The following is a 16740-nucleotide window of genomic DNA, read 5'->3' on the forward strand; positions in this document are numbered from 1 at the left end:
CCATGCGATGGTGCCCCCGATATGCCGTGGCTGCGATCCTGCCGATCGCGATCGGTGGCCCCGTCCAGGCGGAAACCAGCAAGAGCTTCGGCGTGTCAGCCACCATCCAGGCAGGCTGCGCGATCGATGGCCTGGGCATGAGCGGCAACGCCGGATCGATGGGAACGCTGACCTTCGCGCCCCAACCGTCGGTCGCCACCACGACGGTGCACGCCAGCCTGACGGGATCGCAGGCCGTCACCCTGCGCTGCTCGCCGGGCGTGCAACTGTCCATGACGATCAACGGCGGCCTGCACCAGGCATCGTCGAACCGCAACCTGCAACTCGCCAGCACGACCGAGCGGCTGGTCTACAGCCTATGCGCTGACGCCGGATGCACGCAGGCGATCGGGATCAATCAGGGCGTCGCCATCGGCGTCACGACCGCCAACATGAATGATGTCCACCTGCCGATCTTCAGCAGCCTGACGTTACCGGGGGACACGCCGCCGGGCACCTATACCGATACGTTGACCATTACCTTGAGCTGGTAGGATGCAAATGGAGGCCCCCATGCCGCTTTCCCCCCTTCGTTCAGGCATGATCGCCATTGCCGTCTGGACGATCCTGTCCGGCCTCGCTCATGCACAGACGACCAACAGCGTGGTGATCTGGCCGATCAATCCGGTCATCGAGAGTGGAGAACGGGCGACGGCATTGCGACTGGAAAATCCGGGGAAACGCCCGATCCTGATGCAGATTCGGGTCTTCGGCTGGCAACAGGCGGAGGGCGAGGACCGATATGGCGAGCAGAAGGATGTGACCGGAACGCCGCCCATGGTGCGGATCGAGCCAGGCCAGCGGCAACTGATCCGCCTGACCCGGATCACGCCGCCGCCCGCGGGCCGGGAACAGGCCTATCGCATCATCATCGATGAAATCCCGCTGGCGGACACCCCGGTCGAGACAGCCAAGACGTCCGGCACGGGCGGACAGGCCGGCGCCGCGATCCAGTTCCGGATGCGCTATTCCCTGCCCCTGTTCCTCTATGGCGACGGGATCGGCAGCCGCCCCCCCAAGGGCCAGGTCGCCGCGAAGGCGGCGCTGCAATGGCGCGTGATCGACGCGAACGGGAAAAGCGTGCTGGAAATCCGCAACGGCAACACCACCCATAGCCGGCTGAGCCAGGTGAGTCTGAAACGAGCCGACGGAACCCTGTCAAAGCTGGATGGCGTCCACGGCTATATTCTGCCCGATGCGGTCATGCGCTGGCCCATCGGACTGAGCATCTCCCCCCGCGCCACCCTGGTAGCTGCCAATGGCGACCAACCCGTCAGCCTGACCCCCTGGGACCCGTAACATGATCGACCCGGCGCTCCCTTCCACCGCCAAGAGAGAGGATGGACCTTGCCGTTTGCCGCCATTCCTCGCCGGCTAGGGTGGACAATCCCCTCAGGACTATGCGCGGTGCTCACCATGGCTCCCTGTACGGCGGCGGTCAAATATGACGACATCCCTGCGGCGGCAGCTTCCAGCGATGTGGCGGGGGCAGTCACGGCCACCCCGTTGCAACTGGAAATCGTCATCAATGGCGTACCAAGCGGCGTCATCGTACCGGTGCAGGCCGATGGCGGCCATTTCCACATGACCGCCGGCGACCTGCGCGCGCTGGCCTTGCCTGCCGAGGGCGATGCGGCGACGCCGATCGCCGTCGATCAGTTGCCGGGGGTCATCGTGGACTATGATATTCCCAATCAGCGCCTGAAACTGCAGGTGCCGGCGCACTGGCTGCATAACCAGCAGATCGGTTTCGGCCCGCGCCAGAACCAGGGGCCGGCGCGCAGCAGCTTCGGCATCATGCTGAACTATGATCTTTATGCGGTGGACGGCGAAGGGGCACCTCCCTCCGCTTCCTTGTGGACCGACCTGCGCGCCTTCGGGCCGGCCGGACTGTTGTCCACCACCGGCGTAGCGCGCACAGATGGCACCGGCACGTCCTACCGGCGCTATGATACGCGCTGGATCCGGTCGGACGAAGCCAGCATGACCACCTATGAGGTCGGCGACCTGGTGACACGCACCCTGCCATGGAGCGGCGCGATCCGTCTGGGCGGTGTCCAGATTTCCCGCGATTTCGCCGTGCGGCCCGATGTCGTCACCTATCCCATGCCGAATTTCGCGGGCGAAGCGGCGCTGCCCTCTTCCGTCGACCTGTTCATTGACAATCACCAGGCATTTGGCGGCCAGGTGCAGCCCGGCCCGTTCGTGATGAATACCCTGCCGCAAATCAATGGGGCGGGTCAGGCGAGCATCGTCGTCACCGATGCGCTGGGTCGGCAGGTCAGCACGACGATCCCTTTCTACGTCGCCTCCACGCTGCTGCGCCCCGGCCTGACCGACTATGCGGTCGCGGCCGGAGCGGTACGCCAGCATTATGGGCAGCGCAGTTTCGACTATGGCGAACTGGCCGCCAGCGCATCGATCCGCCACGGCTTGACCGACATGCTGACGATCGAGGGGCATGGCGAGGCCAGCCGGGATGGCGCCGTCGCCGGCATCGGCACCGTTTTCCGGATCAGCACGCTGGGCGTGGTCAACGCCGCCTATAGCCGCAGCCGGCACGCCGGACGCGATGGCGCGCAAATCGCCCTGGGCTATCAATATCAGCGGCGCAATTTCACCTTTTCCGTCAATCATCTCCAGCAGGATGCCGGCTATTTCGATCTCGCCACGCTGCATCGCGACCGCCGCCGATCGATGCGGTTGACTTCGGTCAGCACGAGCGTTGCGCTCAGTCGTTTCGGGTCGTTCGGTCTGGGCTATATCGACAGCCGGACACGCGGCGAAGGCGGGACACGCCTGCTCAACGCCAGTTGGTCGATACCGCTGCGGGGGGCGACCAGCCTGTTCGCTTCGGCAACGCGCGACCTTCGCGCGGGCGACCTGACCGCTTCGCTGAACGTCCAGATACCGCTGGGCGGTCGACGCGGCACGCTCAGCAGCAATATAGTGCGCGAACAGGATGGCCGGTATAGCAGCCGGATCGACTATAACCGGGCGGCGCCGACCCAAGGCGGACTGGGCTGGAACGCCGGGCTGGCGCGGCTGGGCAATGGCGATATCTACGGCAATGGCGACATGACCTGGCGCACCCGCGATGCCGAATTGCGCGGCGGCGCCTATGGCAGCGCGGGCAATGTCACCGGCTGGTTCGGCGCGTCAGGATCATTGATATGGATGGACGATTCGCTGTTCACGGCCAACCGGGTCGCCGATGCCTTCGCGCTCGTCTCGACCCGCGGCCATGCTGGCGTCCCGGTCTATTATGAAAACCAGTTGGTCGGCCGCACCGATACCTCCGGCCATATCCTTATTCCCTGGGCCACGGCTTATTATCCGGGCAGCTATATGATCGATCCGCTGGAATTGTCGGATGACATGACGGCCGACATCGTCGAGCAGCGCGTCGCGGTGGCGCGCGGCAGCGGCTATCTGCTCGATTTCCCCGTCCGGCGGATGATCGCGGCGCGAATGGTCCTGGTCGACAAGGCGGGAACGCTGCTGCCGGTCGGCGCCGTCGCGCGCATCAACGGCAACAGCATGGCCTATGTCGGCTGGGATGGGCTGGTCTTCGCCGAAGACCTCGGCCCACACAATGACCTGACCGTCGATCTGCCGGAGGGCCAACGCTGCCGGACTTCCTTTACAATCGACGTCAACGCCGGGGGAATTGCCGATATGGGAACACTGACATGCCAATGATCCGGCACGCCATGGCCGCAGCCGCCCTGCTGCTTGGCCTGACGTTGCGCGGCACGCCCGCCATGGCCCAGACCTACGGCACCTGCACCGTGGCGGCATCCACCATCGACCTGGGCGATACCGGCTCCTTTACCGTCGGGAGCCAGAGCCAGACCGGCAGCGGCGCCAGCGGTCTGTCCTGCACCACTCTGCTCTCGCTGCTGGCCACGTCCTATGTCAAGGTGCATCTGGACAGTTCCACCTTCCTGCTGACCGGACCCACCGACCAGACCATCCCCTTCACCTTGTCAACCACAGCAGGCGGCCCGCCGATCCCGGTCGGGGCAGAGGCGGATCTTTCGACCACGGCGTTGCTCACCCTGTTCAGCGGGCCGAACAACAGCATCCCCCTCTTTATCCGCACATCCCCGACAACGGGCCTGACCGCCGGCACCTATACCGGCACGGTCACGATACGCTGGTATTTCTCCGTATGTACGGTAGCGCTCACCGTCGTATGCCTGGGATCGTCGAACAGTCCGGGTTTCAACCGCGGCACGACGCCCATAACCTGGGGCACGGGCGCGCCCGTGACGGTCACGGTGACGCTCGACGTGCTGCCCGATTGCCAGATCACGGCGCCCGACCTTGCCTTCGGCGCGGCGCCGCTGGTCGGCAGTTTCCGTGCGGTGACGCGCACCATTTCGGTGCGTTGCAGCCGGGGGGCTGCCTATAGCGTGGGCCTGGGCGACGGCCAGAATTTTTCGGGAACCCGGCGTATGCGCCGGGCTGCTACGAGTGATTATCTGAAATATGAAATCTATCGCGGCGCTTCGGTCAGCGCGGGGCGCTGGGGCAGCGCGATCGCGGGAGAACGGCGCAGCAGCGCGACGGCCGACAGCAATCCCGGCATCCACGACAGCAGCACTTTGCAGGGTTTCACCTACAGCGCTGTGATCGACCCAACCCAGCCGACACCGACAGCGGGCGATTATGCCGACACCATCATCGTCGACATCGCCTTTTAGACCGAAAGACGAATGGATTATCTTTTCATGTCCCAGCGTCATCACCGCTCGACACCGGCTTCCCCTGCCGTCTAAGAAGGCTCACATGATGAAGCTGTTCATTGGCAACAAAGCCTATTCAAGCTGGTCCCTGCGCGGCTGGCTGGCGTGCAAGCAGTCCGGCCTCCCCTTCGAAGAGGTGGTCGTTCCCCTCTATGACGAGGAATGGGAAAAGCGACGCGAGGGTGACGAGTTTGCTCCCTCGTCCGGCAAAGTGCCTATCTTGTGGGACGGCGATGATGTCGTCGTCTGGGACAGTCTGGCCATCGTCGAATATCTCAATGAGAAGACCGGCGGCGACATGTTCTGGCCGGCCGATCCCGCCGCGCGGGCCATGGCCCGCTCGATGGCGGCGGAAATGCACAGCAGCTTCGCGGCACTCCGTCGCGAGCACAGCATGAACATCCGGCAAATCTATGCACCCGTTCCGCCATCCGAAGCGACCGCGCAGGACATTGCCCGCATCATGCAACTGTGGGCGGAAGCCCGCGCCCGCTATGGCGGCGACGGTGATTTCCTGTTCGGGGCGTTCGGCGCCGCCGACCTGATGTTCGCGCCGGTCGTCACCCGCTTCATCACCTATCAACTCCCCGTCGCCCGCTTCGCCGATGCCTATATGCGCGCGGTCATCGCCCATCCCTGGATGCAGGAATGGATCGGCGGCGCGCAGGCCGAGGAATGGGTGATCGACAAGTTCGAAGTGCCCCACCAGACGGCCTGATCCGGATGAACGACGCGCCCGAAAATCCCAAGGAAGCGCGCGCGGCGGAGGCGGCCGCGATCCGTCGGCGCTGGATCAGCCTGGGCGAAGGCGTGGCGGTGCTGGCGGTGCTGATCTCCGCCCTCACCCTCTATCTCAACTGGTCCAACAAGCAGGATGAACGCGCCGACAAGGCTGCGGAAGGCCGCAAGGCCTCCGCCCGCGCCGCCAGACTGGTGCTGCACGCCGACTCCGTGAAGAACGACCGGATATTGCTGAAGTCGGCCGATCCCAGTCAGGTCATCCAGAGCCAGACAATCCTCTTTCCCAGGGCGTTGGGCGTCGCCGCCGTCGACACCACCGGCGATCCCCGGATCGAAGCAGGCTGGTTTGATGCAGCGCTCAAGCACGCACGCAAGAAAGCAAGCCTGCCGGATGACAGCGTCGGCGACGAAAAACTGCCGGTCGCCATCACGACCCGCTTCGTCGTCGGCGGCGACGCATATGAAAGCGTGGCGCTCTACGACATAGGCTATGGCATTTCGGGCCGCTGGATCACCGGGCACAGCCTGGCCTTACGTGGCCTGTCGCATGTAGAGTCTCTGAAAGCGGATAGCGCCCAGGCGACCGTCGACGCCCGATGGGCGCGGGTGACGAAACGCTAGGAACAGCAGAGCAAATAAAACCCGGCCACTCCCAAGGGAGCACCGGGCTTCACTTTGCACAAAGGCGGTCAGCGATCAGCCGACAATTTCTTCCGGCTTGAAGAAATAGGCGATCTCGATCGCGGCATTTTCCTCGCTGTCCGAACCATGGACCGAATTGGCTTCGATCGATTCGGCGAACAGCTTGCGGATGGTGCCTTCGTCGGCATTAGCCGGATTTGTCGCGCCCATGATGTCCCGGTTGCGCTTCACGGCGTCTTCGCCTTCCAGCACCTGGACGACGACCGGGCCAGAGATCATGAAGGCGACCAGGTCGGCGAAGAAGGGACGTTCCTTGTGGACCGCGTAGAAGCCTTCGGCCTGCTCGCGGCTCATGCGGATGCGCCTGGAAGCGACGACGCGCAGGCCGGCTTCCTCCAGCTTCGCGGTGACGACGCCGGTCAGGTTACGACGGGTGGCGTCGGGCTTGATGATCGAAAAGGTGCGCGTGACGGCCATAGCCCTCGTAACTCCAGATGGTGGGGAATAAAGTTGCGCGCCCTTTAGACGGGGCCGCCCAGCACCGCAAGAGTCTTAAAGCCACGCGCGACGGCGCTATGGTCCCTGCACCCATTTGCGGCCCTCCTGCCGCCAGAAACGGGGGGCGACATCGTCCGCGTTGGACAATAACCGCCAACTTGCGCGCGCACCGTCGATCGTCTCTGCGTCGAAAAAATAGAAAGCCCGTTCGAATCCGAGCGCTTCCTCACGCCAGATTCCATCCGCCAGCGCGATATTCCGCGCGCCGTTCAACGCCGCGCAATCGCCGCTCAACAGGATCGGCTGCTGCGCTTCACCCTCTTCACCCGCCCGGCCATGCGCCAGAAAACTTTCAGGCGGCCCGGCCCACAGCCCTGTGGAAATCCGCTCCAGCCGTTCGGCTTCCTGCGCCACCACCAGCAGCCGCGCGCCCATGCCCAGGATGCGCCCGGCAATGGCGGGCAGCACCTGGTCCACGGGATCGCGGCTGAGCTGGTAGAAATCGACCTGCATGGGCTTATCCCCTATTCGGGTTGCATCAGGCCTCGAACTTGTCCGCCACCAGCCGGTCGATCAGGCGCACGCCATAGCCGGTCGCCCCCTTGTCCCAGGTTCCACCCGGCTTATCGGCCCAGACCATGCCGGCAATATCGAGATGCGCCCATTTGACGCCTTCATCGACGAAACGCTTGAGGAACTGCGCCGCGGTGATCGACCCTGCATAGCGCGGCCCGATATTTTTCATGTCGGCGATCGGGCTGTCGATCAGCTTGTCATAAGCGGCCGACAATGGGAAACGCCACAGCGGATCGCCCACCGCCTGGCCCGCCACGGTAAGATCGGTGGCAAGGCCGTCGTCATTGGAGAAGAGGCCGCCATATTCATTGCCGAGCGCCACGATCATCGCGCCGGTCAATGTGGCGAGATCAACGACGACTTCGGGCGAATAGGTTCGTTGCGCCCAGGTGAGCGCATCGCACAGCACCAGGCGACCTTCCGCATCGGTATTGAGCACCTCGATCGTCTGACCCGACATGGAGGTGACGATGTCGCCCGGACGCTGGGCATTGCCGTCGGGCATATTCTCGACCAGGCCGCAAATGCCGACGACCCGCGCCTTGGCCTTGCGCCCGGCCAGCGCCTTCATCGCCCCGGCGACTGCGCCCGCGCCGCCCATGTCCCACTTCATGTCCTCCATGCCCGGTCCAGGCTTCAGCGAAATGCCGCCGGTGTCGAAGGTCACGCCCTTGCCGATGAAGACGACGGGCTTTTCGGCCGCACCATTGGTGCCGTCCCATTCCATCGCCAGCAGCCGCGCCTCGCGCACAGACCCTTGCGCCACGCCCAGCAGCGAGCCCATGCCCAAGTCTTCCATCGCCGCCTTGTCGAGAACGGTGATCTTGACGCCCAGCCCCTCCAGGTGACGGCAGCGCTCCACAAAACTTTCCGGATAAAGGATGTTCGCCGGCTCCGACACCAGTTCGCGGGTGAAAGCGACACCTTCGGCCACAGCCGATAATTTTTCCCAGGCGGCGTCCGCGCCGGTCGCGACCAGGGTCACGGCCTTGAGCGTCGGCTTGCTCTTCTCACTCTGGCGCGTGCGATAGGTGTCGATCCGCCAGCCGCGCAGCAGCGCGCCAAACGCCAGATGAGCGGCCAGTTCGCCGCTTGCACCACCGACGAACTCGACCGCCGCGTGAATCGCGCCGCTGGTCGACAGCTTGGCGGTCAGGGCCACGCCGGCCTTCTCATAATCCTGCTCGCTCCCAGCGCCCACGCCCAACAGCAGCACGCGCACCGTCTTGCCGCCTTCGTCCGCGAAACTCTCAAAGCTCGTACCCGCCTCGCCAACGAAGCGCGCCGCGCCCGCACCCGCCACCAGCGTCGCGGATGCGGCCAGCGGCAGCGTGTCGAAGCCGCCCTTGGGCACAGCGAAGGCCAAAGTATCGGCATCGGGCCGGGTCGGGCTGAACTGGATATCCATCTAGGCTCTACTTCCTCTTATGACGATCGGCGGCAAAAACCGCGCTCTTGTCTGCCAGATAGTGCGGCTTTCCCTGTCTGGCAAAGCCGTTCGACCGATTTTGGTGGCGAAGATGCGCCACGAAAGATTGCCGACAGGCCATCTGTGCGATAGGCGGAATGCCTGATGCGCCTGTTGATGAGGCCCTAACGCTTGCAAAACGCCATATTCTCTCTTTCCTTCCGCGCCGTCTTGCTGGGCGGTGTCGCGCTTGCCACCAGTCCGGCAGCGCTGGCGCAGCAGCTTAACGAGCCGCAGGCCCCGGTCAGCGCGCCCGATGCGCCCGTGCCGGACAATACGGACCAGATCGGCTTTGCCGCAGACACACTCCAATATGACCGCAACACCGAAATCGTCACCGCCAACGGCAATGTGCAGTTGCTGCGCGACGGCAATCGCCTGCGCGCCGACACGGTCGTATGGAACCGCAATACGGGCAAGGTGGAGGCGCAAGGCAATGTTTCCGTCACCGATCCGGAAGGCAACATCGCTTATGGTGATCGCTTCGACGTCACCGACACGCTGAAAGACGGCGCAGTCGATAATATGCTGCTGGCGCTCCAGTCCGGCGGCCGCCTCGCCGCCGCCAAGGGAGAGCGCGTCAACGGTATCTATACGCTCCACCACGCCGCCTACACCGGGTGTGTGGTCGAGGATAACGACGGCTGTCCCAAGAATCCGACCTGGCAGATCGACGCGGTCAGGGTCATCTACGATCCGACTCGCCAGCGGGTGACGTACAAGGACGCGAAAGTCGAATTATTCGGCCTGCCGCTCATTCCGCTACCGGGCCTCAGCCATCCGGTGGGTGACAATGGCGCCAGCGGTTTGTTGGTGCCGAACCTGCGCTACGACCGCAATAACGGCTTCGAGATTGCGCAGCCTTATTATTTCAAGCTGGCGCCCAACCGCGACCTCACCATCACCCCGCATGTCTACACCGAAACGCTGCCGATGCTGGAAACCAATTACCGGCATCTCTGGGATCGCGGCGCATATCAGATCACCGGGTTCGTCACCCATGGCCGGCGCGTCGGCATCGGCGATGCGGCAGGTACGACGCCAGCTGACGCCCAGAAGGATTTCCGCGGCTATCTCGATGCCAGCGGGGCGATGCAGCTCAGTCCCGAATGGAGCGTGGACGGGTCCGTCCGCGTCACCACCGACCGCACTTTCCTGCGCCGCTACGACATCAGCCGCGAAGACCGGCTGCGTTCGACCATCGGCGCACAGCGAATCGGCGACGACAGCTATTTCTCGATTCGCGGCTGGGCGGTGCAGACCCTGCGCCAGGGCGATTCGCAGGGGCAGACGCCGATCGCCCTGCCCGTCATCGACTATCGGTTGCGGATGAAGGACCCGTGGCTGGGCGGCGTGCTTCAGTTTCAGGCGAATACGCTGGCGATCACCCGCACTCAGGGACAGGACACGCAGCGCGCCTTTGCCGCGGCCGAATGGAATCTTCGCACGCTGACCGGCATGGGACAGGAAGTGACCTTCACCGGCTATCTGCGCGGCGACGTCTATCATAGCAGCGACAATCTCCTGACATCGGTCGTCAGCTATGCCGGCGATCCCGGCTGGCAGGCGCGCGGCATCGCCGCCGCCGCCGTCGATGTGCGCTGGCCCTTCGTCGGTGAGGCCTTTGGCGGCGTCCAGCGAATCGCACCGCGCGTGCAGATCGTCGCCGCCCCCCATCTCGCCAACCTGTCGCTGCCCAACGAGGATGCGCGGGCCGTCGACCTGGAAGACAGCAACCTCTTCGCGCTCAACCGCTTTGCCGGTTATGACCGGTTCGAGGATAGCTCGCGCATCACCTATGGCCTCGAATATGGCCTGGATCTGCCCAATTTCTCGCTCCAGAGCATCATCGGGCAAAGCTATCGCCTCAACAGCCGGGAAAGCATCCTGCCCGATGGCACGGGCCTGTCCGACCGCTTGTCGGACATCGTCGGCCGCACCACGATCCGTTACAAGGACTTCATCGCCTTCACCCACCGCTTCCGGCTGGACAAGGATAGTCTAGCTGTCCGCCGAAACGAGATCGACGCCACCATCGGCAGCAAGAAAACCTATGCCATGGTCGGCTATCTGAGGCTAAACCGCAATGCGTTGGCGAGCCTGGAGGATTTGCAGGACCGCGAGGAGCTTCGCCTGGGCGGCCGTGTCCAGTTCGCGCGCTACTGGTCGGTCTTCGGTTCGACCGTGATCGACCTGACCGATGCGAAGGAAGATCCAGGCAGCGTCTCCGACGGCTTCGAACCGGTTCGCCACCGCCTGGGCATCGCTTATGAAGATGATTGCCTGACGCTCGGCTTCACCTGGCGGCGCGACTATCAGACCAATGGTGACGCCCGAAAGGGCAATGGCTTCGCGCTACGGCTAGCTTTCCGCAATATTGGCATATAAGGATCACGCTTCCCGCGTTCCCGTCAGGGCTGGTTAAGGCGGATCGGTGCATCACGCGCCGTACCGTATTGGAGATTATTGCCGACGATGCTGCCTGTCGTTTCCACGCCCAACCGCATGATCCACGGCGTTCGTTCCGGTTTGCGAGCCTTGCTCCTCTCCTCTGCGCTGCTCGGCGCCGGCATCCAGCCGGTCGCCGCACAGGCGGTCGATGACGCGAACGACATCGCTTCCCAGCTTAACCTGCCCAAAGACCTCACAGTCTTCGGCAAGAGCGACCCCAATGTCCGCAAGGCGACCGCCATCGTCAACGGCCGCATCATCACCGGCACCGACATTGACCAGCGCCTCGCACTCATCATCACCGCCAATGGCGGCAAGGTGGAAGAGGAGGAGAAGGAACGCCTGCGTGTCCAGGTGCTGCGCAACCTGATCGACGAAACGTTGCAGATCCAGGAAGCTGCGGCCAACGACATCAAGGTCGACCCGGCCGAAATCAACCAGAGCTATGAACGTGTCGCGGCCAATTTCCGCCAGTCGCCTACCCAGTTCGACGGCTATCTGCGCGAAAAGGGTAGCTCTGCCGCCAGCATAAAGCGCCAGATCGAGGGCGAACTCGCCTGGAGCCGCCTGCTCCGCCGCAATATCCAGCCTTTCGTCAACGTGTCCGAGGATGAAGTGAAGTCGGTGGTCGATCGTCTCAACGCCGCCAAGGGCAGCGAAGAGTTTCGCATCGGCGAAATCTATCTGTCCGCGACCCCGGAAAATCACGAACAGATCATGGCCAACGCCCGCAATATCATCCAGCAGATCCAGCAGGGTGGCAGCTTCCAGGCCTATGCCCGGCAATTCTCCGAAGCATCAACCGCGGCGGTTGGCGGCGACCTGGGCTGGATTCGCCCGGCGCAGCTTCCGCCCGAACTGGCGCAGGCCGCCACGGGAATGCAGGTCGGCCAGATCGCCGGGCCGATCGAGACGGTGGGCGGCGTGTCCCTCATCTACGTGATGGACAAGCGCAAGGTGCTGACCGCCGATCCACGCGATTCGCTGCTCAGCCTCAAGCAATTGTCCGTCGTCTTCCCGCAGGGTACGACCAAGGAGCAGGCGAGCGCCAAGGCGGCCAGCTTTGCCGCCGCCATCAAGGAGATCAAGGGTTGCGGGCAGGCCAATGAGGTCGGCGCCAAGATCGGCGCCGACGTTGTGGACAATGACAATGTGAAGGTCCGCGACCTGCCGCCGCAATTGCAGGACATCCTCATGAACCTCCAGGTTGGCGAGGCCACCCCGCCCTTCGGCTCCATCACCGATGGCGTGCGTGTCCTTGTGGTCTGCGGCCGCGACGATCCGGCATCCGCCAACGCTCCCAACGCCGACCAGATCATGGCGCAACTGGAGGAAGAACGGGTCAACAAGCGCGCGCGCATCTATCTGCGCGACCTCCGCCGCGATGCCGTCATCGAATATAACTGACATCCCGCCCGCTTCGTCGGAATTGGCGCCCTTCGCCGTGTCGCTCGGCGATCCGGCGGGGATTGGACCGGAAATCGTCGCCAAGAGCTGGGTCATGCGCGAAGCCCGCGGATTGCTGCCCTTCTTCGCCGTGGGCGATGCTGCGTCCCTGCGCGCGGTGTGGCTCGGCCCGATCGCGACGATCAGCGCCCCCGAAGAAGCCGCCGCCATCTTCGATTCGGCGCTGCCCTGTCTCCAGGTCGCCGAGGCGGGCGACATCGTGCCGGGCAGTCCGAGCATCGACGGCGCCCGCACCGCTTTCCAGGCGCTCGAAGTCGCGGTCGGCCTGGCCCGGTCGGGATCGGCGGCGGGTATCGTCACCGCGCCCGTGGGCAAGGAACAGCTTTATGGCGTCGGCTTCACCCATCCGGGCCAGACCGAATTCGTCGCGGAGCGCTGCGGCGTTGCGCCGCATAATGCGGTCATGATGCTGGCCGGTCCCTCGTTGAAAGTCGTGCCGATCACGATCCACATCCCGCTGGGGGACGTAGCTTCGACGCTGACCATCGACCTGATCCGCGCCCGCGCGCTGACCACCGTCAAGGGGTTGCAGCGCAATTTCGGCATCGGCCGCCCGCGCCTCGCGGTTGCCGGCCTGAATCCCCATGCGGGGGAAAATGGTGCTTTGGGCCGCGAAGAAATAGACGTGATCCGTCCCGCCATCGAATCGCTGCGCCAGGAAGGCATCGATATTGTCGGCCCGCTCGCGGCCGATGGCATGTTCCATACTCGCGCGCGCGAAACCTATGACGCAGCACTTTGCATGTATCATGACCAGGCACTGATCCCGATCAAGACGCTGAATTTCGACGAAGGCGTCAACATTACACTTGGCCTGCCGATCGTGCGGACATCGCCCGACCATGGCACCGCCTTCGGCATCGCCGGCACCGACAGCGCCAATCCCGGCGCGATGATCGCTGCGCTCAGGATGGCGGCCGAAGCCGCCCGCGCCCGCATCGCCCATGGCTGAGTCCCCCGCGGCGCTCCCGCCGCTCCGAGATGTGATCGCGCGCCATGGTCTCGCCGCCAGCAAGGCGCTGGGTCAGAATTTCCTGTTCGACGAGCAATTGCTCGACCGCATCGCCGCCATTCCCGGCCCGCTGAAGGGCGCGCACGCCTTCGAGGTCGGCCCAGGCCCCGGCGGCCTGACCCGCGCTATCCTGCGCGCCGGCGCGCAACTGGTCGCCGTGGAGCGCGACGATCGCTGTCTTCCCGCCCTCGCCGAATTGCAGGAAGCCTTTCCCGGCCAGCTTCGCGTCATTTCCGGCGACGCCATGCAGGTCGATGCCCGCACCGAAGTGGGCGAAAGCGCGCATGTCATCGCCAATCTGCCCTATAATGTCGGTACGCCCCTGCTGGTCGGCTGGCTGTCGGTGGACTGGTCGCCCTTGCCCTGGTGGCAGAGCCTGACGCTGATGTTCCAGATGGAAGTGGCCGAACGGATCGTCGCCAAGCCCGGCACCGATCATTATGGCCGCCTGGCCGTCCTGTCGCAGTGGCGCAGCGACGCGCGGATCGCGATGAAGGTCCATCGCAGCGCGTTCACCCCGCCACCCAAGGTCATGTCGGCGGTGGTTCACCTGACGCCCAAGGCGGCACCGGAGGGCGTGCAGCTCAAATATCTGGAACGCCTGACCGCCGCCGCCTTCGGCCAGCGGCGCAAGATGCTGCGCCAGAGCCTCAAAGGACTGCCTGGCGCGCTGGAGGCGCTGGAGGCGGAAGGGATCGAACCACAGCGGCGCGCGGAGACGGTCAGCGTCGAGGAGTTTGTCGCGGTCGCCCGTCGACTGACCAACGGCTGAGACGCAGAGTCTGTTTGGATATGCGCCCTCCGGCGCATTGCGGCACCAGCGACCTACTCCGCCGCCCGCCGCTTCTGCGCCCGGCGGGTGAAGATGTTGAGACATTCGACCAGCGTCGAAAAGGCCATGGCCGCGTAGATATACCCCTTGGGCACATGCACGCCGAAGCCGTCGGCGATCAGCACCGCGCCGATCATCAGCAGGAAACCCAGCGCCAGCATCACTACCGTCGGGTTGCGGGCAATGAAGTTGGCAAGCGGGTCGGCGGCGATCAGCATCACCGTCACCGCCACGATCACCGCGATATACATGACCGCCAGATTGTCCGTCATGCCAACCGCCGTCAGGATCGAATCGAGCGAGAAGATCATGTCGAGCAGGATGATCTGCACGATCGCCGCGCCGAAGGTCATGGTCGCCACGCCCTTCTTGTCCAGCACGCCCTCGCCCGGCGTCGGGTCGACATTATGATGGATTTCCTTGGTCGCCTTCCAGATCAGAAACAGGCCGCCGCCGATCAGGATCATGTCGCGCCAGGAAAATTGGGTTTCGAATGTGGGCGCGCCATGGGCATCGAGCGGCCCGCGCAGCCCCAGGTCGAACACCGGCTGCGTCAGCCCGACGATCCAGGCGATCATCGACAGCAGCACCAGTCGCATCGCCAGCGCCAAACCGATGCCGATCTTTCGCGCCCTGGGCCGTTGTGCGTCGGGCAGCTTGTTGGTCAGGATGGAGATGAAGACGAGATTGTCGATGCCCAGCACCACCTCCATCACCACCAGCGCGATGAGCGCGGCAAGGGCCGTGGGGTCGGTAAAGGCGGTAATCAGGCTGTCCATGATGCTCCTCTTATGACGCCGTTCGGCGCGGTTTCGCAACGGGAAGCGGAGACGCGGGGTCCGCCATACATGCTTTGTAACATGACAACGCTAACAAGGGCACGGGACGTCGCGTCCGGCTGGACTAGGCCTTTCCTGTCCCCTAGCGAGGGCGCGTCATCTTTTTCTGATCCGGTTCCGGCCGCGATCTTCCGACCCTTTCACGAAAGGCGTTTCATGGCTCGAACCACCCTCACCCGCTTCCTGATCGAACAACAGCGCCAGGCCAACGTGCTGCCCGGCGAATTGCGCCTGCTGATCGAAACCGTCGCCCGCGCCTGCAAGACCATCAGCTATTCGGTCAGCAAGGGCGCGCTGGGCGAGGTGCTGGGTAGCCTGGACAGCGAGAATGTACAGGGTGAGGTGCAGAAGAAACTGGACGTGATCGCCAACGAACTGCTGCTCGACGCCAATGAGTGGGGCGGGCATCTGGCGGCGATGGCGTCGGAGGAGATGGAGACCATCTATCCCATCCCCAACCGCTATCCCAAGGGCGAATATCTGATGCTGTTCGATCCGATCGACGGGTCCAGCAACATCGACGTCGGCCTGTCGGTCGGTACTATCTTTTCGGTGCTGAAGGCGCCCGAAGGCTGCGCCGGACGCGACGTGACGGAGGAGGATTTCCTCCAGGACGGCCGGCATCAGGTCGCGGCAGGCTATGCCATATACGGGCCGCAGACCCTCCTTGTGCTAAGCGTGGGCACCGGCGTCTATGAATTCACGCTGGACCGCGAAGTCGGCAGTTGGATCATGACCGATGCTGATATGAAGATGCCACAGGGCAAGTGCGAATTTGCCATCAACATGTCGAACCGCCGCCAATGGTCGCCCGCCATCACCCGTTATGTCGACGAGCGGGTGACGGGTGCGGTCGGGCCGTGCGGCAAGGATTACAACATGCGCTGGACCGCTTCGATGGTCGCGGACGTGCATCGCATCCTCAAGCGCGGCGGCGTCTTCCTCTACCCCTATGACCACCGCACCCCCGGCAAGGCCAAGTTGCGCCTGATGTATGAAGCCAACCCGATGAGCTATCTGATCGAGCAGGCAGGCGGCGCATCGAGCGACGGCTTCATGCCGATCATGGACGTGCCGGCCAAGGGCCTGCACCAGCGCGTCGGCGTGGTGCTGGGCGACAAGGCGGAGGTGGAAGCCGTCGTCGCCTATGGCCGGGAAGCGCAGGTCGCGGCCTGACGCCAACGCACTCCCTCCGTTCGCCCGGAGCGAACGGAGGCCCCTACCCCTCGATCAGGTCGAGATAGGCGACCACGTCATTGTCGGTCGCCAGGAACAGCCCGTCCTGCACCTCCGCCGGTTGCTGCTCCGCGACGTGCAGCGCTTCGCTCAGCGGGCCGTACATGATGGTCGTCGTCCCGCCATCATCGCCCAGATGGTAGAGGCGGACGGTCGCATTGTCATAGGTGGTTCGCATCCCCTGATCC

16 protein-coding genes are annotated in these 16740 nt (G+C 64.2%); 11 read left to right on the top strand and 5 right to left on the bottom strand.

All coding sequences use genetic code 11. From position 1 onward, the window contains the following. Positions 1-26 precede the first annotated feature (26 nt). The 6 genes from MOK15_RS09300 (at position 27) to MOK15_RS09325 (ending at position 6152) form a co-directional block, all read left to right on the top strand. On the top strand, positions 27-533 hold the full coding sequence (locus MOK15_RS09300; protein WP_242931351.1) for a spore coat U domain-containing protein: 507 nt from the start codon (positions 27-29) through the stop codon (positions 531-533). 19 nt (positions 534-552) lie between these two features. Then, positions 553-1338: a molecular chaperone gene (locus MOK15_RS09305; protein WP_242931352.1), complete on the top strand. Its 786-nt coding sequence runs from the start codon at positions 553-555 to the stop codon at positions 1336-1338. Between the two features lie 117 nt (positions 1339-1455). Beyond that, the gene (locus tag MOK15_RS09310) at positions 1456-3741 is read left to right on the top strand and encodes a fimbria/pilus outer membrane usher protein (protein WP_242931353.1); all 2286 of its coding nucleotides are present in this window, start codon (positions 1456-1458) and stop codon (positions 3739-3741) included. Continuing rightward, positions 3732-4748, top strand: a complete 1017-nt coding sequence (locus MOK15_RS09315) for a spore coat U domain-containing protein (RefSeq protein WP_242931354.1) — start codon at positions 3732-3734, stop codon at positions 4746-4748. The genes MOK15_RS09310 and MOK15_RS09315 overlap by 10 nt, the downstream gene beginning before the upstream one ends. An 85-nt stretch (positions 4749-4833) precedes the next feature. Next, positions 4834-5508, top strand: a complete 675-nt coding sequence (locus MOK15_RS09320) for a glutathione S-transferase family protein (RefSeq protein ID WP_242931355.1) — start codon at positions 4834-4836, stop codon at positions 5506-5508. Between the two features lie 5 nt (positions 5509-5513). Next, positions 5514-6152 carry a hypothetical protein gene (locus tag MOK15_RS09325; protein ID WP_242931356.1) on the top strand — a complete coding sequence of 213 codons (639 nt, stop codon included), beginning with the start codon at positions 5514-5516 and terminating at the stop codon, positions 6150-6152. A 75-nt stretch (positions 6153-6227) separates the two neighbouring features. Here the strand turns inward: MOK15_RS09325 and ndk are convergent, their stop codons facing one another. The 3 genes from ndk to MOK15_RS09340 all read right to left on the bottom strand — a co-directional run bounded on the left by ndk (position 6228) and on the right by MOK15_RS09340 (position 8655). Next, on the bottom strand, positions 6228-6650 hold the full coding sequence (gene ndk / locus MOK15_RS09330) for a nucleoside-diphosphate kinase (RefSeq protein ID WP_242931357.1): 423 nt from the start codon (positions 6648-6650) through the stop codon (positions 6228-6230). A gap of 96 nt (positions 6651-6746) precedes the next feature. Then, a complete protein-coding gene (locus tag MOK15_RS09335) occupies positions 6747-7184 on the bottom strand; it encodes a DNA polymerase III subunit chi (RefSeq protein ID WP_242931358.1) in 438 nt (145 codons plus the stop codon). A 25-nt stretch (positions 7185-7209) separates the two neighbouring features. Further along, complete coding sequence (locus MOK15_RS09340) at positions 7210-8655, bottom strand: leucyl aminopeptidase (protein WP_242931359.1); 1446 nt, start codon at positions 8653-8655, stop codon at positions 7210-7212. Positions 8656-8847: 192 nt separating this feature from the next. Between MOK15_RS09340 and lptD the strand changes: the two genes are divergently transcribed. From lptD to rsmA, 4 genes are all read left to right on the top strand, one after another. After that, positions 8848-11103 carry an LPS assembly protein LptD gene (gene lptD, locus MOK15_RS09345; protein ID WP_242931360.1) on the top strand — a complete coding sequence of 752 codons (2256 nt, stop codon included), beginning with the start codon at positions 8848-8850 and terminating at the stop codon, positions 11101-11103. An 87-nt stretch (positions 11104-11190) separates the two neighbouring features. Continuing rightward, on the top strand, positions 11191-12573 hold the full coding sequence (locus MOK15_RS09350) for a peptidylprolyl isomerase (protein ID WP_242931361.1): 1383 nt from the start codon (positions 11191-11193) through the stop codon (positions 12571-12573). Next, positions 12551-13585 carry a 4-hydroxythreonine-4-phosphate dehydrogenase PdxA gene (gene pdxA, locus MOK15_RS09355; RefSeq protein ID WP_242931362.1) on the top strand — a complete coding sequence of 345 codons (1035 nt, stop codon included), beginning with the start codon at positions 12551-12553 and terminating at the stop codon, positions 13583-13585. The genes MOK15_RS09350 and pdxA overlap by 23 nt, the downstream gene beginning before the upstream one ends. Next, the gene (rsmA, locus tag MOK15_RS09360; RefSeq protein WP_242931363.1) at positions 13578-14417 is read left to right on the top strand and encodes a 16S rRNA (adenine(1518)-N(6)/adenine(1519)-N(6))-dimethyltransferase RsmA; all 840 of its coding nucleotides are present in this window, start codon (positions 13578-13580) and stop codon (positions 14415-14417) included. Before pdxA ends, rsmA begins: the two co-directional genes overlap by 8 nt. 53 nt (positions 14418-14470) lie before the next feature. Here the strand turns inward: rsmA and MOK15_RS09365 are convergent, their stop codons facing one another. Further along, the gene (locus tag MOK15_RS09365; RefSeq protein WP_242931364.1) at positions 14471-15256 is read right to left on the bottom strand and encodes a TerC family protein; all 786 of its coding nucleotides are present in this window, start codon (positions 15254-15256) and stop codon (positions 14471-14473) included. 216 nt (positions 15257-15472) lie between these two features. Here MOK15_RS09365 and MOK15_RS09370 point away from each other — a divergent pair, with 216 nt between their 5' ends. Beyond that, a complete protein-coding gene (locus tag MOK15_RS09370) occupies positions 15473-16492 on the top strand; it encodes a class 1 fructose-bisphosphatase (RefSeq protein ID WP_242931365.1) in 1020 nt (339 codons plus the stop codon). Between the two features lie 43 nt (positions 16493-16535). Here the strand turns inward: MOK15_RS09370 and MOK15_RS09375 are convergent, their stop codons facing one another. Further along, positions 16536-16730: a hypothetical protein gene (locus tag MOK15_RS09375; protein WP_242931366.1), complete on the bottom strand. Its 195-nt coding sequence runs from the start codon at positions 16728-16730 to the stop codon at positions 16536-16538. Positions 16731-16740 lie beyond the last annotated feature (10 nt).

It is taken from the genome of Sphingobium sp. BYY-5, from assembly GCF_022758885.1.
Lineage (GTDB): Bacteria > Pseudomonadota > Alphaproteobacteria > Sphingomonadales > Sphingomonadaceae > Sphingobium.